This is a genomic window from Marinobacter sp. bablab_jr008, assembly GCF_016464145.1.
In the GTDB taxonomy this organism is placed as follows: Bacteria; Pseudomonadota; Gammaproteobacteria; order Pseudomonadales; family Oleiphilaceae; genus Marinobacter; species Marinobacter nauticus.
The window spans coordinates 87,460-109,059 of record NZ_JACDWW010000037.1; the positions used below are offsets into that span (position 1 = coordinate 87,460).

General features: G+C 52.6%; 22 protein-coding genes. 16 read left to right on the top strand and 6 right to left on the bottom strand.

Annotated elements, in window-relative coordinates:
• Positions 1-19: 19 nt before the first annotated feature.
• Genes JIF53_RS02505 through imuA form a run of 3 tightly spaced genes read right to left on the bottom strand, consistent with a single transcriptional unit; the run spans position 20 to position 5,256 of the window.
• Complete coding sequence (locus JIF53_RS02505; protein ID WP_199451770.1) at positions 20-3,139, bottom strand: error-prone DNA polymerase; 3,120 nt, start codon at positions 3,137-3,139, stop codon at positions 20-22.
• Positions 3,139-4,560, bottom strand: coding sequence for a Y-family DNA polymerase (locus tag JIF53_RS02510; protein WP_199451771.1), 1,422 nt, complete (start codon positions 4,558-4,560; stop codon positions 3,139-3,141). The genes JIF53_RS02505 and JIF53_RS02510 overlap by 1 nt, the downstream gene beginning before the upstream one ends.
• A 3-nt stretch (positions 4,561-4,563) precedes the next feature.
• Positions 4,564-5,256 (bottom strand): translesion DNA synthesis-associated protein ImuA, encoded by a 693-nt coding sequence (imuA, locus tag JIF53_RS02515; protein ID WP_023011357.1) that lies wholly within the window; start codon positions 5,254-5,256, stop codon positions 4,564-4,566.
• Between the two features lie 127 nt (positions 5,257-5,383).
• On the opposite strand from imuA, the gene JIF53_RS02520 reads away from it, so the two are divergent.
• Complete coding sequence (locus JIF53_RS02520; protein WP_199451772.1) at positions 5,384-5,722, top strand: 4a-hydroxytetrahydrobiopterin dehydratase; 339 nt, start codon at positions 5,384-5,386, stop codon at positions 5,720-5,722.
• Positions 5,723-5,754: 32 nt separating this feature from the next.
• Positions 5,755-6,030 (top strand): YrhK family protein, encoded by a 276-nt coding sequence (locus JIF53_RS02525; RefSeq protein ID WP_022991732.1) that lies wholly within the window; start codon positions 5,755-5,757, stop codon positions 6,028-6,030.
• Here the strand turns inward: JIF53_RS02525 and JIF53_RS19365 are convergent.
• Entirely contained in the window at positions 5,981-6,259 is a 279-nt protein-coding gene (locus JIF53_RS19365; protein ID WP_228285441.1) for a tyrosine-type recombinase/integrase, read from the bottom strand. The genes JIF53_RS02525 and JIF53_RS19365 overlap by 50 nt on opposite strands.
• On the bottom strand, positions 6,177-6,362 hold the full coding sequence (locus tag JIF53_RS19370; protein WP_228285454.1) for a phage integrase N-terminal SAM-like domain-containing protein: 186 nt from the start codon (positions 6,360-6,362) through the stop codon (positions 6,177-6,179). The genes JIF53_RS19365 and JIF53_RS19370 overlap by 83 nt, the downstream gene beginning before the upstream one ends.
• 463 nt (positions 6,363-6,825) lie before the next feature.
• On the opposite strand from JIF53_RS19370, the gene JIF53_RS02535 reads away from it, so the two are divergent.
• From JIF53_RS02535 to JIF53_RS02555, 5 genes are all read left to right on the top strand, one after another.
• Entirely contained in the window at positions 6,826-7,677 is an 852-nt protein-coding gene (locus tag JIF53_RS02535; RefSeq protein WP_041655282.1) for a tyrosine-type recombinase/integrase, read from the top strand.
• The gene (locus tag JIF53_RS02540; RefSeq protein ID WP_041655279.1) at positions 7,677-8,801 is read left to right on the top strand and encodes an IS91 family transposase; all 1,125 of its coding nucleotides are present in this window, start codon (positions 7,677-7,679) and stop codon (positions 8,799-8,801) included. The genes JIF53_RS02535 and JIF53_RS02540 overlap by 1 nt, the downstream gene beginning before the upstream one ends.
• A 330-nt stretch (positions 8,802-9,131) precedes the next feature.
• Complete coding sequence (locus JIF53_RS02545) at positions 9,132-10,145, top strand: DUF3800 domain-containing protein (RefSeq protein ID WP_199451773.1); 1,014 nt, start codon at positions 9,132-9,134, stop codon at positions 10,143-10,145.
• 283 nt (positions 10,146-10,428) lie between these two features.
• Positions 10,429-13,065, top strand: coding sequence for an AAA family ATPase (locus JIF53_RS02550; RefSeq protein WP_199451774.1), 2,637 nt, complete (start codon positions 10,429-10,431; stop codon positions 13,063-13,065).
• Positions 13,066-13,172: 107 nt separating this feature from the next.
• Positions 13,173-13,457: a hypothetical protein gene (locus tag JIF53_RS02555; protein WP_199451775.1), complete on the top strand. Its 285-nt coding sequence runs from the start codon at positions 13,173-13,175 to the stop codon at positions 13,455-13,457.
• Between the two features lie 362 nt (positions 13,458-13,819).
• Here JIF53_RS02555 and JIF53_RS02560 read toward each other — a convergent pair whose 3' ends face one another.
• A complete protein-coding gene (locus JIF53_RS02560) occupies positions 13,820-14,845 on the bottom strand; it encodes an IS110 family transposase (protein ID WP_199451776.1) in 1,026 nt (341 codons plus the stop codon).
• 108 nt (positions 14,846-14,953) lie between these two features.
• Between JIF53_RS02560 and JIF53_RS02565 the strand changes: the two genes are divergently transcribed.
• The 9 genes from JIF53_RS02565 to JIF53_RS02605 all read left to right on the top strand — a co-directional run bounded on the left by JIF53_RS02565 (position 14,954) and on the right by JIF53_RS02605 (position 21,561).
• The gene (locus tag JIF53_RS02565) at positions 14,954-15,277 is read left to right on the top strand and encodes a low molecular weight protein tyrosine phosphatase family protein (protein WP_023009701.1); all 324 of its coding nucleotides are present in this window, start codon (positions 14,954-14,956) and stop codon (positions 15,275-15,277) included.
• Positions 15,278-15,437: 160 nt separating this feature from the next.
• Positions 15,438-17,009: an IS1182 family transposase gene (locus JIF53_RS02570; protein ID WP_199451777.1), complete on the top strand. Its 1,572-nt coding sequence runs from the start codon at positions 15,438-15,440 to the stop codon at positions 17,007-17,009.
• A gap of 203 nt (positions 17,010-17,212) precedes the next feature.
• The gene (locus tag JIF53_RS02575) at positions 17,213-17,614 is read left to right on the top strand and encodes a hypothetical protein (RefSeq protein WP_014421849.1); all 402 of its coding nucleotides are present in this window, start codon (positions 17,213-17,215) and stop codon (positions 17,612-17,614) included.
• Between the two features lie 67 nt (positions 17,615-17,681).
• Positions 17,682-18,704 carry a hypothetical protein gene (locus JIF53_RS02580; protein ID WP_199451778.1) on the top strand — a complete coding sequence of 341 codons (1,023 nt, stop codon included), beginning with the start codon at positions 17,682-17,684 and terminating at the stop codon, positions 18,702-18,704.
• Between the two features lie 83 nt (positions 18,705-18,787).
• Positions 18,788-19,183, top strand: coding sequence for a hypothetical protein (locus tag JIF53_RS02585; protein WP_199451779.1), 396 nt, complete (start codon positions 18,788-18,790; stop codon positions 19,181-19,183).
• Between the two features lie 72 nt (positions 19,184-19,255).
• Entirely contained in the window at positions 19,256-19,711 is a 456-nt protein-coding gene (locus JIF53_RS02590) for a hypothetical protein (RefSeq protein WP_199451780.1), read from the top strand.
• 108 nt (positions 19,712-19,819) lie between these two features.
• Entirely contained in the window at positions 19,820-20,518 is a 699-nt protein-coding gene (locus JIF53_RS02595; protein ID WP_199451781.1) for an aspartate/glutamate racemase family protein, read from the top strand.
• Between the two features lie 90 nt (positions 20,519-20,608).
• Entirely contained in the window at positions 20,609-20,920 is a 312-nt protein-coding gene (locus JIF53_RS02600; RefSeq protein ID WP_199451782.1) for a CPCC family cysteine-rich protein, read from the top strand.
• 98 nt (positions 20,921-21,018) lie between these two features.
• Positions 21,019-21,561: a DinB family protein gene (locus JIF53_RS02605; protein ID WP_199451783.1), complete on the top strand. Its 543-nt coding sequence runs from the start codon at positions 21,019-21,021 to the stop codon at positions 21,559-21,561.
• Positions 21,562-21,600: the final 39 nt, after the last annotated feature.

Genomic DNA, 21,600 nt, shown 5'->3' on the forward strand with positions numbered 1-21,600 from the left:
GGGGTTTTTGCGTTTGTGGTCAGTGGAAATCCCGGGAGCTGACCGGTAGAGAGTTGATCAGATGGCTCAAGTCAGACAGCTTGCCGGCCATGACATGAACTATATCCCCCTCTTTTTCGATAACTCCTTTTACGTGTAACAACCGGGCGGTGAGCAACGGTTTGCGTTGGCGGCGGGCGGTGTCTAGCCAGACGACGACGTTGACGTTGCCGGTTTCGTCTTCAAGGGTGACGAAGGTGACGCCGGAGGCGGTGCCGGGGCGTTGGCGGCCGGTGACCAGGCCGGCTACTTGTACGGGGATGCCGGGACGGGTGGCTTTGAGTTGGTCGGCGGTGAGGCAATGGCGCAGGTGGCCTTGTTCGCGGAGCAGGGCAAGGGGATGCCTTTGTAGTGTTAAACCCTGGCTGCTGTAGTCGGCCAGTACGTTTTGCCCTTCGGTGGGCTCCGGGAGCAGGTGGCAGGGTTCCGGTGTGTATTCGGTCATGGCTTCGTTAGCGAAGAGCTCGCCGGGTTCTTCGTGTTCGAGCAGTTGCCAGTAAGCCTGGTGGCGGTTGCTGGTGAAGCCGGGCATGGCGTTGGCGCCGGCGAGAAGTTCCATGTCGCTCTGGTTGAGGCCAGCTCGGGTGCGCAGTTCGGCGGCGCTTTGGTAACCGTTTGCCGGGCGGTTCTGGTGGACGCGCTCGGCGCCATTCCGAGACAGGCCTTGAATGATTCTAAGGCCAAGGCGCAGGTGCTGCTCCTGACCTTGCAGGGTGTGCTGCCACTGGCTGTGGTTGACGTCTGGTGGCAGCACGGAAACGTTGTGGCGCCGGGCATCCTGAACCAGTTGGCTGGGCGAGTAAAAGCCCATTGGCTGGCTGTTGAGCAGAGCGCAATAGAACGCTGCCGGGTGGTGGCGTTTGATCCAGGCGGAGACGTACACCAGCAAGGCAAAGCTGGCGGCATGGGATTCCGGAAATCCATAGCCACCAAAGCCGCAGATCTGTTTGTACAGGCGCTCGGCGAAGTCGGCATCGTGGCCCCGCTCCAGCATGCCCTGAATCAGTTTGTCGCGGAAAGGTGTCAGATCGCCATGGGATTTCCAGGCTGCCATGGCACGGCGAAGTTTGTCGGCTTCGCCCGCACTGAAACCGGCAGCGACCATAGCCAGTTTGATGACCTGTTCCTGGAAGATCGGCACCCCGAGGGTGCGCTCCAGCACCTGGCGTACGGCATCGTTGGGGTATTCCACCGCTTCCATGCCGTGTTTTCGGCGCAGGTAGGGGTGCACCATGTCGCCTTGTATGGGGCCCGGGCGAACGATGGCGACTTCGATCACAAGGTCGTACCAGGTTTCCGGTTTCAGCCGCGGGAGCATGTTGATCTGGGCGCGGGACTCCACCTGAAAGACACCGATACTGTCGCCTTTTTGCAGCATGGCGTAGGTGTCAGGGTCTTCCTGAGGGACATCCTGAATGGTAAACGGCGTGTCTTTCTCTTCACTGATCAGCGCCAGTGCTTTGCGAATGGCGGTGAGCATGCCCAGGGCCAGGACATCCACCTTCATCAGCCCCAGGCTTTCCAGGTCGTCTTTGTCCCACTGGATAACCGTGCGCCCTTCCATGGCGGCATTCTCGACAGGCACCAGTTCTGAAAGCGGGCCGGCGCTGATCACGAAACCGCCCACGTGCTGGGACAGGTGGCGTGGAAAGCCCAGCAAGGTGTTCACCAGCGTGAAGAACTGATCCGCGACTTTGGGGCTGCGGGTCAGGCCCTTGTCCAGAATCTGCTGGCGCCAGCCGGTGGTCTTGTCACGCCAGTCGATGCCATCCAGCAGCTTCTCCACCAGTGTGGCATCAAAGCCCAGCGCCTTGCCCACATCCCGGATGGCGCTGCGGGGGCGATAACGAATCACGGTGGCGGCCAGGGCGGCCCGCTCACGGCCGTAGCGCTGGTAAATGTACTGAATAACCTCTTCACGCCGTTCGTGCTCGAAATCCACATCGATGTCGGGGGGCTCATCCCGGTCTTTGGAGATGAACCGTTCAAACAGAAGTTCCACATTGGCCGGGTTCACCTCGGTGATGCCCAGGCAGTAACAGACCGCGGAATTGGCTGCGGATCCCCGGCCCTGGCAAAGAATGCCCTGGCGCCGGGCAAAGTCGACGATGTCGTGGATGGTGAGAAAATAGTGTTCGTAGCGCAGTTCGGCAATCAGCTCCAGCTCTTTGCGAATCAGTGCCTGCACCTTCATGGGTGTGCCCGATGGGTAACGCCGCCGTTCACCCTCCCGGGTGAGTCGCGCCAGAAACGATGTGGGTGTTTCGTGTTCCGGCACTAAATCGGGAGGGTATTCATAACGCAGGCTGCCAGGCTCAAAGCTGCAGGCTTCGGCGATTGCCACGGTCTCCCGAACCCAGGGCTCGGGGAATAATCGTCGGATAACCGGTATCGGGCGCAAATAACGCTCGGCATTCTGAAACAGGCAGTGTCCGGCCTGTTCCAGCGTGGTGTGGTGGCGCAGAGCTGTCAGCACGTCCTGTAATGGCTGGCGTTCGCGGCGATGCATATGAACCTGGCCGGTTGCCACCACTGCGCAGCGCATTTGCTCAGCTAGCCACCGTACACGGACCAGTTGCTGTTCCTCGCCGGCTTCCAGTGTGCGGGTCGCTGCAAGGCGTAGCCTGTGCTCAAAAATTCGTTGCAGCCATTCGCCGGTGATCAATGCCTGGTGCGCGTTGGTTTGTGATACCAGCGGTGGCAGCCACAGGCAGAGGCAGTGGTCCAGCGAATGGGTTTCGATGTCCCGGGTCAATAACCGGTATTGCCCTTTCTCAGCGCGTCGCCGCCCGGTGGTGATCAATTGGCAAAGCTGACCGTAGCCCTCGCGGGTTCGAGCCAGCAGTATGAACCGGGGTGGGGCAGTGGCGCCCTCGGGAGTATCGCTCAGTTCGAACCAGCTCCCGGTAATCAGCTTTACCGGGCTGTCTTTAAGGGCTGCCCAGGCTCTGGGGATGCCTGCCACCGAACAGGCATCGGTAATGGCAATTGCCCGATAGCCAAGCTCCGCGGCTTGCTCAGCCAGTTCATGGGGATGGGAGGCGCCGGTCAGGAAGGTGAAGTTGCTGAAGCAGAACAGCTCGGCGTAATCAGAATCCATCAGCCAAACCACCCGTGTATGTACCAGCCATCGCGGATATCCCGGAACACCCACGCCAACTGGCCGCTGGACAACTGGGCAATATAGTAGTCACGGTGCACCCGCTGGCCGTCCCACCAGCCAGCACTGATGCGTTCCGGCCCCGAGAACCATCTGGCCGGAGGTTCTGCCAGTGGGTGTGGCGTGGATAACAGCCATAAAGGGCGCGCAGGCAGGCCAGAGACCTCTGGTGTTTCGCTGTGCCTGCTGGCCGGTTTTATGGCGGAGGGTGTCCAGGCAAACTCCGGGCGGTGGTCTGCCCGCGGTGCAAGCTGTTGCAATGCCTCAGTACCAAGGCGGGCCTGTAAACGACTGGCCAGCGTATGCCAGGCTTCATTCAGGTCCTGTCCATCGCCCAGGAGGTCCTGGCCAACCGGGGCTTCCCGGCCCAGAAACCGCTTTACCGACAGGGACAGACTGATCACCGGTGCCCGCAGCGGGTGCTGATCCAGTTTCAGGCGCAGCAGTTTCAGAAAGCTCTCTGCCCGATGCTCCGGGCCAGTCGTTCGCAACGTCAACCGGGTGGCTTCTTCGTGCCGGTGTTGGAGTAAAAGATGCAGGGTGTCGGTGTCCTGTTGGCGCCAGCACAGGTCTTCTTCCAGCTCGGTCAGAATCCGCTGCAGCGCGAACAAAAGCCCCTGGGCATGCTCCACTTCCTGAATAAAATCGGCCCGCTGGCGGAATCGGTGCGGGGGGTGCCAGGGCGATTTGGGGTCTGGCCTGGTGCCCTGGGCTTTTTGTATACGTGCCAGCAGCTCCGGGGATAGCCTCCGTGCCAGTTCCCGGGCTGGCAGATTGAAGACTTCAGCCAGCGTATTCAGCCCCAGGCGATGCAGGCGGGTACAGGATTTTTCATCAAAACCCGCAGCCACCAGAGGCAGTTTGCCCAGGGCCGTCAGAATGTGGCCTTTGTCTGCGGTGCACTCGCCTTTGCCTGCTTGCGCAAGGAGCTGAGCCGCCAGTGGCGTATGCCCAAGAGCCAGCCAGGCAGTGAGTTGCCGCTCTGCCAGAGCCTGCTCGACCGTTTGCCAAACGGCGGGAAGCCCGCCATATAGCCGCTGGAGGCTGCTGACTTCAGCCCACAGACCGTGCGGCGGCGACAGGGTAATGTGGGCCGCGTAACGATATAGCCAGCGGGCCTGCTCTTCCAGCAGATTGGTTTCCTGTTGAGAATCGAGATGCAGAATCACCAGGTCTGGTGCCAGGCCCAGTGCGGTCTTGAGGCGCATGCCCGGCCGAATACCCAGGTGATCGGCTTCTGGACAAACCTGCAGAATAGCCTGCCCGGCAAGATCGACCACCGCAAGTGCGCCCTGAGTTTGCTGGCTGCGGCGAACATGATCCAGCAGCAGGTGAGGGAAGTGCAGATACAGCCACAACATGAATCAGGTGGCTCCATCCTGTGACCATGGCCCCTGAATCACACCAGTGGGGTCGCTGGCCTGAATGCCCGCGCGCTGCCCAAGGGCAAGAGTGCAGCGCTGCCCTGGCCAGCTACCACGGCGTTTCAGAATGTTGATCTTGAGATCCTGGTGTTCTCCGGGAATCAATTCCAGCCGAAGCGCGGCCGGTGAATGCTGCTCTGCCTGCCGACGTTCCCGAAACAGAATGCAGACATTGTTACCCGCTTCGGAGGCCAGTTGCAGCCGGCGGATATCCCGGGTGGCCAACTTCCCCGGCCAGGCCATCACCAGGCCTGTGACAGGGGAGCGCAGGCAGTTTTCCAGTGTCCACAGAAAGTCAGCGGAATCGTGAGTTTGAACCAGCACCAGTTGATCGGTATTTACGCCAGCCCTGGCCAGCGCCGGGGCATAAGGTGTGTGGGGCGGGTTCAGCCAGAAAATGGTCTTTCCCTGCCTGGCGACCTTCTGCATAAACGGAAGTACCAGGTGCAGCTCGCCAATGCCACAGCTGTCCAGCAGGCATTCACTCAAGGCACCCTTGGGCCAGCCGAGCCCACCAAGTTGGTTATCCAGAACCTGATACCCCGTGTGCTCCGCCGGAGAGGCGTGTTTCTGGGGCTTATGACCCTGCCAGATACGGGCGTCCTGAAGCAGGTGGTTGAGTGATTTGCTCATGCTTATTTCTCGAGTACTGTTTATATATACAGTATTCGGAAAAAGGGTCGATTTCAACTGCCGGGTTGATAAACGACGGGCGGGCACCCACGATGTGGTTGAAGCCACAAATATAGTGGAGGACGCTATGTCGAATCTTGGCCAGCAAAGCTGCAGCGCCTGCAGTGCCGATGCACCCCAGGTCACGGAGGCTGAAAAGCAGACCCTGTTGAAAGACGTGCCTGAATGGCAGTTGATCGTTCAGGATGGGGAAGAGCAGTTACAGCGGGTGTTTACCTTCAAAAACTTTGTCCAGGCCCAGGCCTTTACCAACAAAGTGGCGGACCTGGCGGAAGAAGAAGGCCACCACCCCGCGATACTGTTGGAATGGGGGAAAGCCACCGTACGCTGGTGGACTCATAAAATCGGAGGCCTACACAAAAACGATTTCATCATGGCCGCCAGAACCGACGAACTTTACCCATAATCGCTTCAAACAGACCGGAAACAGGAAGTGCCATGGACGAACAATCAATGGACAACCCGCTTACCCTGAAACTTGGCCACGAAGAGCTGATCATCCGGCGCCGCTACGAGATGATCAGCATCATCAATGATTTCTTCATCGCCATCTGGTTTCTGGTGGGGAGCATACTCTTCCTGTTTCCGAAGCATGAGACCGCCGCAATCTGGCTGTTTATTATCGGCAGCTTCCAGTTCCTGGTAAGGCCCACCATCCGCCTGATCAGCCACATTCATATCCGCCGAATACCACAGAGTAACTGGGAATCCTAAACGGCCTGGTCAATTTCCCTTCGCGAACGATCAACTGCTGCATGCCGAAATCGACGTCTTTGACACGTAATCGAAGAGCTTCGTTAATCCTCAGGCCGGCACCGTAGATCAGCATGGCCACCAGTTTGAATTCGCCCTTCAGATTGTCAATTACCCGCCTGGCCTCGTCCGGGCTGAACACAACCGGAAGCCTCGAAACTCCCGACAAAGCACTTGATCCAGAACACATAGGTTTTCTCGGTTTGGTAAGCGAGACCGCGAAGTCGGATAAAATTTCTGAGCCGATCCAGAAAGCGTGTGGATTGCGGAGAAATCGGGCAGCGGATGTCCATATCCTGGCTCCTTAATGATTATGTATAAATATACAGTATTTAATTTTCCGGAATTGTCAATCAAGTATCCAGAAGCGGAGTTATACGAACGCGTTCGCAAAACTCCGGGAAACCAGGGCGAAATGTTGCTAACCTTCTGATAAGTTTGAAAAGGAGTATCGGGGCGTGCGGAGTTATACGCCCCTAATCTGGAGCAGGGGTGGCTCGAACACGGGCGTATAACTCCGGCGGTAGCCGTGGTGGATTCAGGTAATTTTCTGATTTTATTGGTGAAGCTGGGGTTTCTGAGAGTCGCGTTTTTTGGAGTTATACGAATGCGTGTTATACGAACGCGTTCGTATAATTAGCTGTTGAACTAAACCGCTCCGCGGTAGCGGTGATACTGAGAATCTCCCCGGAATGGAGGTGATTGGAGGATACTTTTGAATGGCCCAAGTGGGCTTTTCAAAGAGGAGATGCCGCCATGACCCCCTTACGTCAGGCTATGATCCAGACCATGCGTCAGCATGGTTCTTCCCCGCAGACCCAAAAAAGTTATCTCTATATAGTCGCGGATCTGGCTCGATATTATCGTCGATCCCCGGACCAGTTGGAGGTCGGGGATCTGCAGACCTACTTTAATTACCTCGTCCAGGAACGTTCCCTGGCGCCGGCCAGTTGTCGGCTTTACCTGCATGGCATTCGGTTTTTGTATCTGCAGGTGCTGCATTGGGCAGACTTCGACGTGAACCTGGTGCTGCCCAAGCGACCACAGCGCATTCCTGAGTTACTGACTCGTCAGGACGTTGCAAGGATAGTGGGAGCCACCAAGAACCCCAAGCATCGGGCCTTGCTGTTGATCACGTATGGCTGCGGCTTGCGAGTGAGTGAAGTCGTGTCATTGCAAGTGAAGAACATCGACGGGGAGCGCCACCTGCTTCACATCCATCAGGGCAAGGGCGGTAAGGATCGCATGGTGCCCCTGACTGACGTGCTACTCGATGTATTGCGAGCGTATTGGTGCCTTGGCCGCCCCGTACTCTGGCTGTTTCCGAGTGAAGTACTGGTTGGTCAGCACCTGACCGCCACCACGGCCCAGAAGGTTTATCGTCACGCCAAGCGACTCAGCGGCGTGCAAAGACGCGGAGGGATACACGCACTGCGCCACGCCTATGCGACCCATCAGCTGGAACATGGTGTACCGCTCAACGAGTTACAGAAATATCTTGGGCACAGTGATCTGCGCACCACGGAGCGCTACCTGCACTGGTTGCCGGGAATATCCTCACAAAACCGTTCGCCTGCGGACTTGATCGCGGATCTGGGAGGTGCGTGATGGCCGGTTCAGTTACGGTCCAGTCGGCACTGACCCAGTTCCTCTCGACCGACTCATTGGACCGCCACCGTCGCAAGGTGTGCAGCCGACTGATGGATTGCCGCACAGCCCGGATGGGCGGTATGGAAATGCGTTGTGATCACTGCAAAGCACGAACCGTGCATTACTACGGTTGCCGGGACCGGCATTGTCCGCAATGCCAGAGTCGGGCTAGCCAACAGTGGTGTGAGCGCCAGCGTCGATCGCTACTGCCGGTACCCTACTTCCACCTGGTGTTCACCGTGCCCCACGCCCTGAATGGCTGGGTTCAGGTGCACCCGGAAGTGGTTTACCGTCGCCTGTTTGAGTCAGTTTGGAATACGCTCAGTCAGTTTGGCCATAAAACCAAACACTTGCAGGGTGAGTTGGGCATGACAGCCGTGCTCCATACCTGGGGGCAGAATCTGAGTCGCCACGTTCACGTGCATTGCCTGATTCCGGGCGGGGTGCTCACAGAGGCCGGAGAATGGCATGAGGCTAAACATCAATATCTGTTCCCCGTCAGGGCCTTGTCCCGCCGCTTTCGCGGCCGCATGGTATCGTCCCTCAGACGATCGGTCAGAACCGGCGAATTGCACAGACTCACGGAGCCTCAAGCCATCGACGACGTACTCAAAAAAGTGATGCAGCAGGATTGGGTGGTTTACGCCCGCCCTTGTCTGAATCAGGCGGAGACGGTGGTGGATTACCTGGCTCGCTACACCCACCGCATTGCTATCAGTAACGGTCGTTTGTTGTCACAGGACGGCGGCCGAATCATGATCCGCTATGTGGACTACCGGGAAGGAGGACGCCAGAAGAGCCTGCAACTGGAAGGGGCGGAATTTGTTCGACGGTTCCTCATGCATATCCTGCCCAAGGGCTTTATGCGGATTCGTCACTTTGGTTATCTGAGTAACCGAACCCGACGTCGCAAGCTGACGGCCATTCGTCAGGCCCTTCAAAAGCCACCCGAGGTCGATGTTGAAGTCAAGAATGGCTCGGAGTCCCAACGCAGCTGGCCGTGCCCTCGATGCGAGGATGGTGTGGTTTATATGGTTCGGCAGATTCCCCGGTTTAAAACCGTGGGTAGAGTGACGGGTTAGCCGCTTTCCCTGGCGGCTTCCTGTGAGCGCTACAGTTCCTGAGGAGCTGGGTTGTGACTCGGGCTGAGGCTGGCAATGAAAGAAACAGAGGGGTAGGCTGATCCAAATCACCCAGGGATGAGGCATTTTATGGGGACCATCAGGACGATACGCACTTCCGCAGAGTACCTTTGCGGGCCTGAACCGCCATCCCGGTATCCGTTCAAAATTTACTTTACCCTTATACATTGTGTGCTGGCATTGGTGGCAGCGGCTTAGTCCAACCCACATTTAAAGGCCATGCTGCGCACGACCATTAAATGCTTCAGTGTTAGCTCAGGGGAGTAGTGTGTGGAAATCTTTATCGATGAGTCGGGCAGTTTCGTTTGCTCGAAGAATCCAGATTCTTGGTGCGTAGTTGCTGCGTATGTAATATCTGGAAATCAGAAAAATGCCATGCAAAAATTGCTCACTCAATTGAAAATTAAGAGCGGTAAGAAATACAACGACGAAATAAAACTAAAAAATGTCAAAGAAAAAGATCTAAAGTGGTTCATTTCAGAGTTAAGCAAGCTAGACGGAAGCTTGTACTTTGTGGCTGTTAACGCTTCTGAATTATCTGAAGAGATAGTTGGCCTCCATAAGGAAGAGCAAGCTGATAAGATTGTTGAGCACAAGGATAAGATGCAGCACCAGGAAATGCGGACTGCTTTAGAAGAGCTTTCGGAAGACATTAAGGGTCTTTCGTCACAGTTGTATTTGCAGCTTATATGTCAAACGGTCCTGATTAACGATATTTTAAAGAGGGCTATTTTGTATTACGTTCAATTTAAGCCGTCAATGTTAAGTAAGTTTAGGTGGCGAATTGACCAAAAAAACACCACAAAAATAATATATGAAGAGTCTTTTGAAAAAGTTTGCCCGCCAATCCTTCAATCTATGTCTATATCAGACCCCCATATAGCAATAAAAGGGGCAAACTATAATTTCATGGAAAAGTACATATATAAGGATGGTGAGGAGCCCGGATACCTTAAAGAGACTTACGGTATTGATGTTCAGGAGGAAGGCTCCCTGAAAGCCGGAAAAATATTACGGGATGATCTGCATTTTGAAGATTCAAAAGGTTGTCCTGGGGTTCAAGTAGCTGATTTATTGGCATCTAGTTGTCGACGAGCATTGCGGAATGGTTTTGATGATAACACTGGGATATCGCGCCTCATTGGCTCTCTCATGGTCTCAAACAGAAAGGGCCAAGAATCAATGAATCTGATTTCCCTGGTAGATGGGCATGTGTCTAATAAAGCTACCGGACTTGCGATTCAGTCAATGACCAAAAGTGCAAAGCCACTAATTCTAAGCTAACAATCGTCTGCACGGCGACCGATTTTCCGCCGCTTCGCGGCTCCAAACCGGCGCGTGAGCCGGGCGTTATATGCCAAAGCCTGAAAAATTGAGCACCCAGAAAGTGATCAAAGAACCTTTCCCGTAGGGCAAAATATGACCCATTTCCGATCCAAGATACTCAAATAAGATCAACACGAAATACATATTTAGCTAGTATCTAAAAGCCCCTAGAGAGCACCATCGGCCTTTGCTAACAGGTGCCAAAAGTGAAGGAATTTAATCTAAAATCTAAGGAAGTATTATGATTGAGTCTGAGTATCTACGATTTTTGCGAACTCTGGATTCAGACGAAGTTCTTCCGGGAGTGCGCAAGCTAGCGAACCTTGTCCTGGCAAACCTTGATGAGCTTGCTTCTCTCGGAACCTATCAAGGCCAGCGGGTTAAGAAAATGGTTGCCTTGGCCCAGGGTAACTGGGATGCCTTAAGCATAGATATTCAGTCTTTACCCGAGATGACCGCCGAGAAAACTTCCCCTATTACTCAGATAAAAAGTATGGCAGTGGGGCCGTTTCGTGGTTTCTCCAGGCAAGAGATTTTTGATTTAGAAAGCCGTTTAGTCCTCATATACGGACCGAACGGCACTGGCAAATCTAGCTTCTGCGAAGCTCTTGAATACAGCCTTCTGGGTAACGTAGCTGAAGCGGAAAGCAAGCGTTTTCGAGATCAGGGTGATTACCTGAAAAACGCACATGTTAATCGTTTTGCGACGCCAGTTGTTATAGGCTTAAACGAGCAAGGCGATGAGGTTGAAGTTGAAGCAAATGAGGAACTATTTAGATTTTGTTTCGTTGAAAAAAATCGTATCGATAACTTTTCTAGAATTGCCGCTCAGTCGCCCGCCAAGCAAACTGAGCTTATATCAACGTTATTTGGCTTAGACTCTTTCAACGAGTTTGTACGTAATTTTACTTCTGAGTTTGACCAAAGATATATTGATCTTACTGGTGTTAAAGCAGCTCAGTTAGCGCAAAAAAGGCAGGCACTTTCTGGTTATCAGCAGCAGATAGAGACTAGCAATGCAGAGTTACAAAGGCTAAATGTTGAGGAGCAAACACTAGCCAACCAGTACCGTGACGGAGCAACCTTTAGCCAATTGGTCTTTGAGCTAAACGGTGATGATGAAAATGCAGGAGCAATCCAGCGACTAGAAACCGATTTGCGACAGCCCCAAGCAAGTAAAACCAACTTAACAATTAGCGCATTGCAGACACTTGGTAGCTCCATTAGCAGCGGCCTCAGCGAGCTGAAGTTGAAGCAAAAAGACCTGGAAAATGCAAGTCAGGAGGTATCATTCAAGAATCTATACGACGCAGTTGTTCAGCTACAATCGAGTAGTCCAGAGCATTGTCCAGCGTGTAAAACGCCGCTCACCCAAGTATCCGTAAACCCTTACGGTAACGCTAATGAAGAACTTCAAAAGCTGCAATACTTGGCAGAGCTTCAGAAAACGGCACAACAGCTTCAACAAAATGTTAGTAGATGGTTGCTGGACCTCTCGCAAATATTGAATATTTGTTTGACGTTTCTGCCACAAAACAATGCTATCCGAGATTTTCATATTTCACCTGGCTCACAAATCGATATCGGGTGGTGGTACTCCTTGCAGCAACAGTTAGCGGATGGTTTTACGCCATGGCAGCACCTGGAAGCTCAGGTAAAGTATCTCGAGGAAGCCGACAAAAAGACTGATCAGGACGCTCAAATACGTTCAACCAAGCAAGCTGAGCTAAATCGTTTGCGCTGGTTTAAAGAGCAAATCACTGTCTTAGAAACACGCAGACAAACAGCTAAACAAGCAATTATTGCTGCGCAACAGGCAATCACTAGTTTTGATGCGGAGAATGCTCAACTTATAGCTGATGTGAATGCTGAGCATGCCAAAGTGCAAAGAAATCAAGAGATTGCAGCTTCTTATAAGAGCTTTGTTGAAAGATTGAATGCATATAAGAATCGATTGCCGAGCCAGTTGGTTGCTGACCTCGGCGACCTAGTTGTGAGACTTTACAATGCTTTTAATCGTTACGATTCAGAAGCAGCTAAATTAGCTTCTGTTCAACTTCCGTTATCTCAAAATCAACGATTGGGCATTACATTTTTGAAAGACCCTTCTGCCTTATTTGATGCTCTGCATATTCTGAGTGAGGGTCATATCCGTTGCCTCGGTCTAGCAATCTTGCTTGCTAAGAACGTAAAAGAGCGTTGTCCGGTGCTTATTTTTGATGATCCAGTGAACGCAATTGATGATGAGCATCGTCGTGCGATCAGGGAAACGCTATTTGTTGATGATTTTTTCAAGGGTTGTCAGATCATTTTGGCAGTGCATGGTGAGGAGTTCTTTAATAACACACATCAACTGCTAGGTAAGAGTCAGTCACTTGCGTCTCAGTCATATATTTTCCTATCAAGCGCTGGTGAAGACCATATTCAAGTTGACTCATTAAGGCGACCCAAAAATTATGTATTAGCTGCACGCGAACTATATGCACAAGGGGAGTATCGCGACGCGTTGATGTCGGCAAGAAGAGCGCTAGAGAACCTATGTGAAAAAACTTGGTTTCATTACGGAAAGCATAGTGATAAGAAGGACAGCCTAATTAGTGTCTCTCGTCGTTCTCCTTCGGCACCATGGGATCTAAGGGCATTAGCTGAAAATCTAAGATCTAAGCTGAATCGTTCCCAGTCAAGTATACCTAATAAAGAGCTGATAGTGTCTGCACTCACTGCTGTGCTAGGTCAAGATGGAAGAAACGCATATTGGTCGTACTTAAACAAAGGTACACATGACGAGACTGACTTGCCTGAGTTCGATCAGCATACTGTCAACGAGGTGATTTCTGCTTTAGAAAGCTTGGACGCTGCCCTAAGTGAGACGAACTAAATTGGCGGTTCCGGCATATAACAAGTTGCTGCACGCGGATAAATTACTCGCTGCACTCGCAATTTACCGGTGAGCAAAGCGTTATACGCAAATAGATCCGAGACGAAGTGCATAAAGATCGAAAGGCAATTGCAGCATTCATCCTGGCCAGTTCAGCTGGTCTGGCTCTGTTTGGTTTGTTTAGCGAACAGGCCGAGATGTTTTATCTTGCCGGCTTTGCGGGGCTTATTTTGTTTTCGGGCATTTGGCCGTGGGCAAGCAGCCAGGGCGGGAAACAAAATCTGGATTCTGGAAGCTCGGTTGTAGATCTTCCGACAGGGGATTGCCGGTCACGCATTAATAGAGGTCCATCCGGTTTGTCCAACGATGGCACAGGTATCGAGATTGAGTAACGTATAACCAGTGCGTCAAATACGTTCCGGGCCTGACGGCCCTCCACCGGACAGCTTTTTCTCCGCTTCGCTGCGCAAAAGCCGCCGTTTACGCAGGCTACATGGACTCCCCCTGCGGTCAAGCAACGCCATTTAAATCCGAAGCGGTTTGAGACTGCAGCTCTACATTCGGCCTCTGTGTGGGCGTTACTGCCCGGGCCAGGATGATGATGCGTGTGAGTAAGGGTCTCATTCGTTAGTCGGCCTTTAAGGGCCGTCAGCATAAACAGACTCTCTCACTCTCGGTCTGACCGTTCCGTCATCGCTTGCCGTTGCAAGACTCGGCTGGCAGGCGTGTTCTGCCTGTCGTTGGTACTCGGTTATCAGCCTTCCACGGGCTGCGTTTTAAATTCTGTCTGGTTCATGAGTAGTGCCCATACGATTCGGGCGTTCTTGGCTGCCATTGCCACGGCGGCCCGTTTGTATCCCCGGCGCTCTTTGAGCTCTTTCGCCCAGGCGCTGAGTCGATCTTCTTTCGTATCGATCGTTGCAATCACCGCCCGGGTGCCGTGGATTAACAACGTTCGCAGGTATTTGTCGCCATGCTTGGTGATTCTGCCCAGTCGGGGCTTCCCTCCGGTCGAGTATTGTCTGGGCACCAATCCGAGCCAGGCAGCAAAGTGCCGACCGCTTTTGAATTGCCTGGGATCAGGTGCACTGGCTAACAAGGCGGTGGCAGTTTGAGGCCCAATGCCGGGTATGGCCATCAGACGCTTTGCCTGTTCGTCACGCCGTGCCATGGCTTCGATTTCCCGATCATAAGCGAGGATTTCCTCATCCAGCTGAAGGATGCGCTGGTTAATGTTGTTGAGTAGGCGACGGGCCAGCATGGGCAGGCCGTTTTCGGCGTCCTCAAGGATCTCCGGAACCCGGCGGCGTGCGGCGTAACGTCCCTGGGGAATGATCAATCCGAACTCGGCCAGCAAGCCTCGAATCTGATTGATTTGGGCGGTGCGCTCTTTGGTGAGCCCTCGACGAATCCGATGCAGGCTGAGTGTCGCTTGCTGATCCTCGGTCTTAATTGGAACGAAGCGCATATTGGGTCGGCTGACCGCTTCACAGATAGCTTCGGCATCGTTGTCGTCGTTCTTGCTGCTCTTGCGATAAGGTGCCACGAACCGGGGAGCGATGATTCGGGCATCGTGGCCGAGCTTGGTCATTTCACGCGCCCAGTAGTGCGCGCCGGAGCAAGCTTCCATGCCAATCAGACAAGGTGGCAGTTGGGCAAAGAATGCCAACAATTTGGGGCGATTCAGCCGTTTGCGAACCACGACCTTGCCGTGTTGATCGGTGCCATGAATACTGAACACAGTTTTCGCCAGATCGATGCCGATGGTTGTAACATTCATGATGACTCCTCCTGCTTTCGCTTGAAGACTTCGACACCTTCAATGTGGCACATCGATGCCGAGGGAGCAGGGGGAGTCCATATCATTCGTTAAGTGTCATCAGGAACAATGACTAGAATCCTTTTTGTTTGCAGTCAGAACAAGCTTCGCTCCCCGACAGCTGAGGCTGTTTTCAGCGAAGAACCAAATGTCGAAGTCAGGTCAGCAGGCTTGAATAATGATGCAGAGGTGCCTCTAGGAGCTGAAGACATAGAATGGGCTGAGGTTATTTTCGTTATGGAAAACGCCCATAAACGTAAATTGCGAACGAGATTCAGAGAACATCTAAAAAATCAAAAATTGATCTGTTTGGGCATCCCAGATAATTATGAGTACATGGCCCCAGAGTTGGTTGATATTTTTAGGTCAAGAATCCCGCAATTTCTGCGGTAAACACTTAACAAGGCAGTCAACCGGACGCCAAAAGCGTGCCGCTTTTGGTTCCCTACGCTGGCGCTCCGGCGCCGGTTACCATCAGCGTTGAGGCTGTAGAAAAACCCCGAAATCCCCCTCGGTTTTGGTAGCATCAGGCAAACGGACAAGGAGTGGTCAGATGCCCCGCTTCAAGCATTACAACTACGACCAGGATGCCATGGTCGTCATCAATTACCAGGAACAGCTCCAACCCGGCACCTTTGAACACGCGGTGCACTACCTGATCGAGCACAAGCTGGACCTGTCGGTGTTTCATCCCAAGTACCGCAATGAAGACACCGGTCGGCTGGCCTACGATCCGGCCATTCTCCTGAAGATCATCCTGTTCGCTTATTCCAAGGGCATCACCTCCAGCCGCGAGATGCAGTGGTGCTGCGAGACCAACATCATCTTCAAGGCCCTGTCCTGCGATACGGTTCCACATTTCACCACCCTGGCCAAGTTCGTCAGCAGTCACTCGGATGAAATCGAAGAGCTGTTCGAGCAGGTGCTGCTGGTGTGCCACGACCAGGGCCTGCTGGGTAACGAACTCTTCGCCATCGACGGCTGCAAGATGCCGTCGAACGCGGCCAAGGAATGGTCTGGCACCTTCGAAGAGCTGGAAGAGAAACGCACCAAGCTGCGACGCCTGGTTCGCCATCACCTCAAGGCCCATTACGAGCGGGATGAGGCAGAGACTGAAGCTGAACTGGACCGGGATATCCGACGAGCGAAAACCATCCTGTCCCTGGATGAGGCCGCGAAGAAAGTCGACCGCTTCCTAAAGACGAACCGCCCAAGGATGGGCCGGGGGAAACGGAACAAGGAAGTGAAGAGCAACCTCACCGATAACGAAAGCGCCAAAATGACCACCAGCAAGGGCACGATCCAGGGCTATAACGGCGTGGCCACGGTGGACAAGAAACACCAGGTCATCATCGACGCCCAGGCCTTTGGCGAAGGCCAGGAACACCACACCCTGCAACCGGTGCTGGAGAGTGTCGAAGCTCGGTTCAGGAAGCTGGGTATCGCCGACAACATTTACCAGCAAGGCACCGTCGTTACGGCCGACACCGGCTTCGCCAATGAAGCCAACATGAAGTACCTGCACGAACGGCAGATCAACGGCTACGTGCCCGATAACAAATTCCGCAGTCGCGACCCGAAGTTCCAGAACCAGAAAGACAAATACGGCAAACGCCATCAGAACCAGCCAACCACGGGCCGGAAAGACATCATCCCAGCCCGTGAATTCCAGTTCGATCCGGTGAATCTGACGTGCATCTGCCCGGCAGGCAATGCCATTAGCTACCAAGGCAAACGCAAAGCCGAGAATGGCAAAATCCGGGTGCATTTCGAAGGTCGTTTGCTGCAATGCCGGCACTGCACGAAGAAGCGCCAGTGCATGCAGAATCCGGCGTCCGCCAATCATCGCAAAGGTTCAGGAAGGCAGGTCTCGTTCACCATAGAGAACAAGCGCCTGCCCAACTACACCGACTGGATGAAGCACCGGGTAGACAGTCCGCAAGGCAAAGAGATCTACAGTCACCGGATGTCGGTGGTGGAACCAGTGTTCGGCAACATCGGCACGAACAAGGGCCTGAATCGCTTCAGTTTGCGGGGCAAAAAGAAGGTGCAGGGCCAGTGGCAGCTATACTGCCTGGTGCACAATATTGAGAAGCTGGCGAATTACGGGCGGATGGTGGCGTAATGCCGAGAGTGGAAGTCCCGGACGAGCATCTGCTGGACACCAGCAATACCGGATCCAGGAGCCCCAAAAGGCCGAAGCGGATGGCCGAACATCGAAATCACGGGAATCGGCCAGTTGATGGCCGCGATAAAAATTACAGGAACCAGGCCTTTGGAATGACTCGGAATCGGGTTTTTCTACAGCCTCGTTAAGTTGCAATAATTATGAATCAGTTCGATGGACCAAACTGGCGAATCAATTTGCTGCCCGGGTGGCTAGGAGAGCATGAAGAAGGTTGCTCAATCGTTTTTCATCCGGAAGGCGTCGGAGCACTCGAGATCAGTAGCTATTCCAAAGAAGGAATGGTCACGGAAGAAGACTTAAGAGGGCTGGCGCAAGAGCACATAGAGGCCGGTGCCAAACTGACGGAAACCTCCGCTGGCGACTTCAAAGGGTTCACTTTAGCATTTGGTTCGGACAATGAATTTTGGCAGCTATGGTATGTGGCCAGTGGGCCAACGGCTCTGTTCATCACATACAACTGCCAGGCAGTCGACCGTGACGCTGAGATCGAATCGATCAAAAGCATGGTCTCAAGCTTGGCTGCAATTTATACCAGTAGGTGAGGCCGACCGGTACTCCGCTACGCTCTGTCCTGTCAGCTTACCCAAGGCGTTAAGAGGCGAGCAGTAAATGCAACAATTGCAGACAATCGAAGACCAGGTTATTTCGGCAGTACAAGACTTTGCAAACTCAATTCGTTCAGGAAGCAAAGTCGTGGCTGATATGTCTGCACTGATTGATGTAACCGATAATTTGCCTCTTTCCAGCTTTGACTACTGGGAGCGTTTGATTCGCTCTGAGTTTTCTTCGGCGTTAAGAGAGTCCAGCACTCCGAAATGGAAGGTTTGGTCAAAGCCCAAGGAATTTATAACCTGGCTTGCCCTGATTAGCTGGGATGGTTACAGGCGAGAAAAAGCTCTACGAGCCCTGTCAGGGGCCGCGCCGAATGCATTCTTTTTTTCTCTAGCAGTTCGCAGGCTTAATGATTGGGTGCCTCAAGTTCGCAAGGCTGCAAGAGAAAAACTACCAGAGATAGCAGGATCTACAGATCCTGATTATGTCGTTGAGGCGCTAAGCATTGCGCTTTCCAATTGGAACTCTTGGGGCAGGATCGAAGAAGGAGATAAAGAAGTTCTTCTTCAAATTATCTGTGAAGAGAAAATTGCAAAGTCTCTTCGTTCTAAGTTGATTTCATCGGCTTCTGGGCCTATGCCATCGCTCTTTTCTCAACTTGGCCGGACACCGATTCTTGACGAAAAAATGGAAGAAATAGCTAGTTTTGCGATTCAGCCGTCGGTTCGAGCTAAAGCATACCGCAGCCTATTTGAAGGGCGGATTGTATGGATGGAAGGCCGGAAATGGGAGTGGACCGATATACGTTATTGTGAAGGCCGGCTAAAGCCTGTCGTTGCTGAGCGCAAGCTGAATGTTAAAGCTCCAATGCTCGAACTATTGAAAAAATCATCTGAAGATCGATCATCTATCGTAAGGCGAGTTTCAGCTGAGATTCTGATACGAGAGCTAGACAGTTTAGGTTCTGTTGCCAGGACGTTTACTGAGCGTTTTATCTCGGATAAATCTCGGCCCGTATCTGAAAGGGGTGAGTTCGCATTAAAGAAACTTGATGAGGCGGAGCGTGCCACTACCTCTTAACAAGAGCATGTTGTCGGACTGGTTTTCCGCTGTGCTCCAAACTAGCCGCAAATGCGAGCGTTAAACGTCACAAGGAAGTTTTCGTGGAATTTCTGTTAATACTGCTCATCCCACTTGGATTTATTGGAGTTTTCCTTGCGGCTCCCTTTTGGATCTCTCGGGTTACGAAAGCCGAGCATGAAGAGGTACTTACTGAAGCCCAAAACTATGAGGGAAAGGAGAGAGACGAGTTCATAGAAGCACAGCGAAAAGACAAACGCCTTGGCGAATACAGCAAGAGCCTCTCTGGAGGAGCGGTACTTATCTTCATAGCCGGATTTGCTCTGCTGTCAGGGGAGCTTTCGATTCGCGGAGGCGACCCAATAGTAAGCCAAGCTAATGGCGATGATCGATTCTTTGCTTTTGTAGGGACTATTTTGGTTTTGGGTGTTTTGCTTGCTGGATACGGGTTGATAGGGAAGTGGAAAAATGGAACGTAAAACAAGTCATGGAAGACGGACGCCTAGGACGCCCCGCGTCGTTCAGCGTTACAGGGAATCACAAAGCAGATCATGAGAAGGGAAGCGTTAGTCGAGCATATTGAACTCAACCCTCTCGGAGAATTCCTGATGGGGTGTGATGCCTACGGCATGACGATCAAAACGAATTTTGGTGAAATTGAGACGTTTAGGGATGTCCCGGTCATGATTGGACAAACCGATTACTCGAAGTTTGTTGAGCAGTCGTCATGCAAAGGTTATCTCTTGATCAAAGGTGCGTTTGCCACCTACATCGTGGATATCAAAGATCAAACCATTAGCGTTTACAGAGCTACTGTGCGTGGCGTTAACAATGAGTGGTGTGACGAAAACCCGATCTACGGCAAAGAAACTCGTCACGTTCAGGGCTTTAGCCGTCACTACCATCTCCAGTTTCCCTTCGTAAGAAAGGATCGTTTTCATCAGGTTTTCCGAGACTATGAAGCCCTGCGTAGGCGTCAAATTCAGGAACTGACCGATGCCCTGTAACAAGTTAATTAAGTTGGTTCCGGCCTTCGGTCTCCACCGGACGCCCCTGTCGAGCCGCCGTTTATTTCAGCGTTATCTTTAAGAAGAACTCACCACATGGAGGTATCTATGCACATTGGACTAATCGGTGGTATCGGACCAGCCGCAACAGAGTTCTATTATCGTAACTTGGTGAAAGCCGATCAGGCATCAGATGGTGATAGCCGTATGGAGCTGACCATTTGCCATGCCCAAGCGAGCGATTTGATACGCAACATTCAGGCTGGCGATGTCGATGCGCAGGTCAGGATTTTTGAAGTATTGGCTAATCGTTTGAGCGCGGCTGGTGCCGAAGCATTGGCGGTGACGTCAATAGCTGGACATTTTTGCATTTCCAAACTGGAAAAAGTATCACCCATTCCCATTATCAATGCGTTGTCTGGACTCGAAAGCGCATTAATTCAAAACGGCTACACAAGGGTGGGCGTATTGGGCAACAAGGTGGTCATGGAGACACGGCTGTTCGATAGCTTTCGAGAGACCGAAATCATTGTCCCGCCTGGCGATAGCCTAAACAAAGTCCATGAAGCCTACATGAGCATTGCTGTTTCTGGTGCTGCAAACGAAGACCAAAGAGAGACCATATTTCAGGCTGGCAAGAAGATGTGTGACGAGCAAGGTGCTCAAGCTGTTGTTCTTGCTGGCACAGATCTTTTCGTGGCCTTCAATGGGTATGAATGCGGGTTCAAATACGTTGACAGTGCTTTGGTCCACATTGATGCCATTCACCGAGCTTCAATGGAAAACTTAGATAACAAATCGCTCTAGTTCGCGGTCTACGGCCGCCAAATGCCCTTTTCATTGCGGCTTTGCCTCCCTTACAAGGACTCCGCAAAGCTTCGCGCTATGGATGCTTAATTGAGATACACGTGCAGATGCTGTGGTTACAAAACTCTGGACGAGCCGTCTGGCGGCACTTACGAAATTTGTGAGTTATGCGGATGGGAAGATGATGGTGTTCAGAGCTCAGATCCAGACTACGTGGGCGGTGCAAATGGCATGAGTTTGCGAGAGGCGCAGCATGCATTTTTAGCCGAAACACCTGAAAGTAAAGATTACCAAAAAGACGAAAGTTGGCAGTTGCTTGAAGCCCCAACCAATAGCGGCCAACTGAAGCGTGACAAAGTAGATTTCGTCGTTGATCCTCGGGGAAATGTGAAAGACGCATAATCAATGCAGGCACGGCGACGCTCATTGCATTGCGCCTTCGGCTCCGTTCCATGGCTGCGCATGCTGTAAGCGTCATACAGTAGAAGGATCTGAGTCAGATGAGCTTGAAACAACATTTTGAACTGATGGCCGAATACAATCGGTGGATGAATGGGAAGGTATATGGAGCCGCAGGCAACCTGAGCAAAGCGGCTCTTTTGGAAGATCGAAGCGCCTTCTTTGGGTCAATATTGGGTACGCTAAATCATATCGTTGTTGGGGATACGATTTGGCTCAAGAGGTTTGCTGCGCATCCAGCAAGCGCTGAAGCGCTACGTGGAATCACTGAGCTAGCGGCTCCCAAAAACCTCAACCAAATAATTTTCGAAGATCTTGATGAGTTGTATAGCCACCGAAAGTGGCTAGATGAGAAAATCATCAAATGGATTTCAGGGCTTACTGATAGTAATTTGGATTTTATTCTCAGCTATCAAAATACCAAGGGTGTGCCCGCCACCAAACGATTTTCCTCCTTGATCTATCATTTCTTCAACCATCAAACTCATCACCGAGGGCAGGTAACTACGCTACTTTCGCAATCTGGCGAAGACGTTGGGGTAACGGATTTGCTAGCACTAATCCCGAATCGGAACAATGTATAACCAGGGGCTCCAGCGAACCGGTTTTCCGGCGCGGTGCGC

Coding starts and splice junctions, on each gene's coding strand:
- JIF53_RS02505 (WP_199451770.1), bottom strand. CDS start 3,139: ATGGATTCTGATTACGCCGAGCTGTTCTGCTTCAGCAACTTCACCTTC.
- JIF53_RS02510 (WP_199451771.1), bottom strand. CDS start 4,560: ATGTTGTGGCTGTATCTGCACTTCCCTCACCTGCTGCTGGATCATGTT.
- imuA (WP_023011357.1), bottom strand. CDS start 5,256: ATGAGCAAATCACTCAACCACCTGCTTCAGGACGCCCGTATCTGGCAG.
- JIF53_RS02520 (WP_199451772.1), top strand. CDS start 5,384: ATGTCGAATCTTGGCCAGCAAAGCTGCAGCGCCTGCAGTGCCGATGCA.
- JIF53_RS02525 (WP_022991732.1), top strand. CDS start 5,755: ATGGACGAACAATCAATGGACAACCCGCTTACCCTGAAACTTGGCCAC.
- JIF53_RS19365 (WP_228285441.1), bottom strand. CDS start 6,259: ATGTGTTCTGGATCAAGTGCTTTGTCGGGAGTTTCGAGGCTTCCGGTT.
- JIF53_RS19370 (WP_228285454.1), bottom strand. CDS start 6,362: ATGGACATCCGCTGCCCGATTTCTCCGCAATCCACACGCTTTCTGGAT.
- JIF53_RS02535 (WP_041655282.1), top strand. CDS start 6,826: ATGACCCCCTTACGTCAGGCTATGATCCAGACCATGCGTCAGCATGGT.
- JIF53_RS02540 (WP_041655279.1), top strand. CDS start 7,677: ATGGCCGGTTCAGTTACGGTCCAGTCGGCACTGACCCAGTTCCTCTCG.
- JIF53_RS02550 (WP_199451774.1), top strand. CDS start 10,429: ATGATTGAGTCTGAGTATCTACGATTTTTGCGAACTCTGGATTCAGAC.
- JIF53_RS02560 (WP_199451776.1), bottom strand. CDS start 14,845: ATGAATGTTACAACCATCGGCATCGATCTGGCGAAAACTGTGTTCAGT.
- JIF53_RS02565 (WP_023009701.1), top strand. CDS start 14,954: ATGACTAGAATCCTTTTTGTTTGCAGTCAGAACAAGCTTCGCTCCCCG.
- JIF53_RS02570 (WP_199451777.1), top strand. CDS start 15,438: ATGCCCCGCTTCAAGCATTACAACTACGACCAGGATGCCATGGTCGTC.
- JIF53_RS02575 (WP_014421849.1), top strand. CDS start 17,213: ATGAATCAGTTCGATGGACCAAACTGGCGAATCAATTTGCTGCCCGGG.
- JIF53_RS02580 (WP_199451778.1), top strand. CDS start 17,682: ATGCAACAATTGCAGACAATCGAAGACCAGGTTATTTCGGCAGTACAA.
- JIF53_RS02590 (WP_199451780.1), top strand. CDS start 19,256: ATGAGAAGGGAAGCGTTAGTCGAGCATATTGAACTCAACCCTCTCGGA.
- JIF53_RS02595 (WP_199451781.1), top strand. CDS start 19,820: ATGCACATTGGACTAATCGGTGGTATCGGACCAGCCGCAACAGAGTTC.
- JIF53_RS02605 (WP_199451783.1), top strand. CDS start 21,019: ATGAGCTTGAAACAACATTTTGAACTGATGGCCGAATACAATCGGTGG.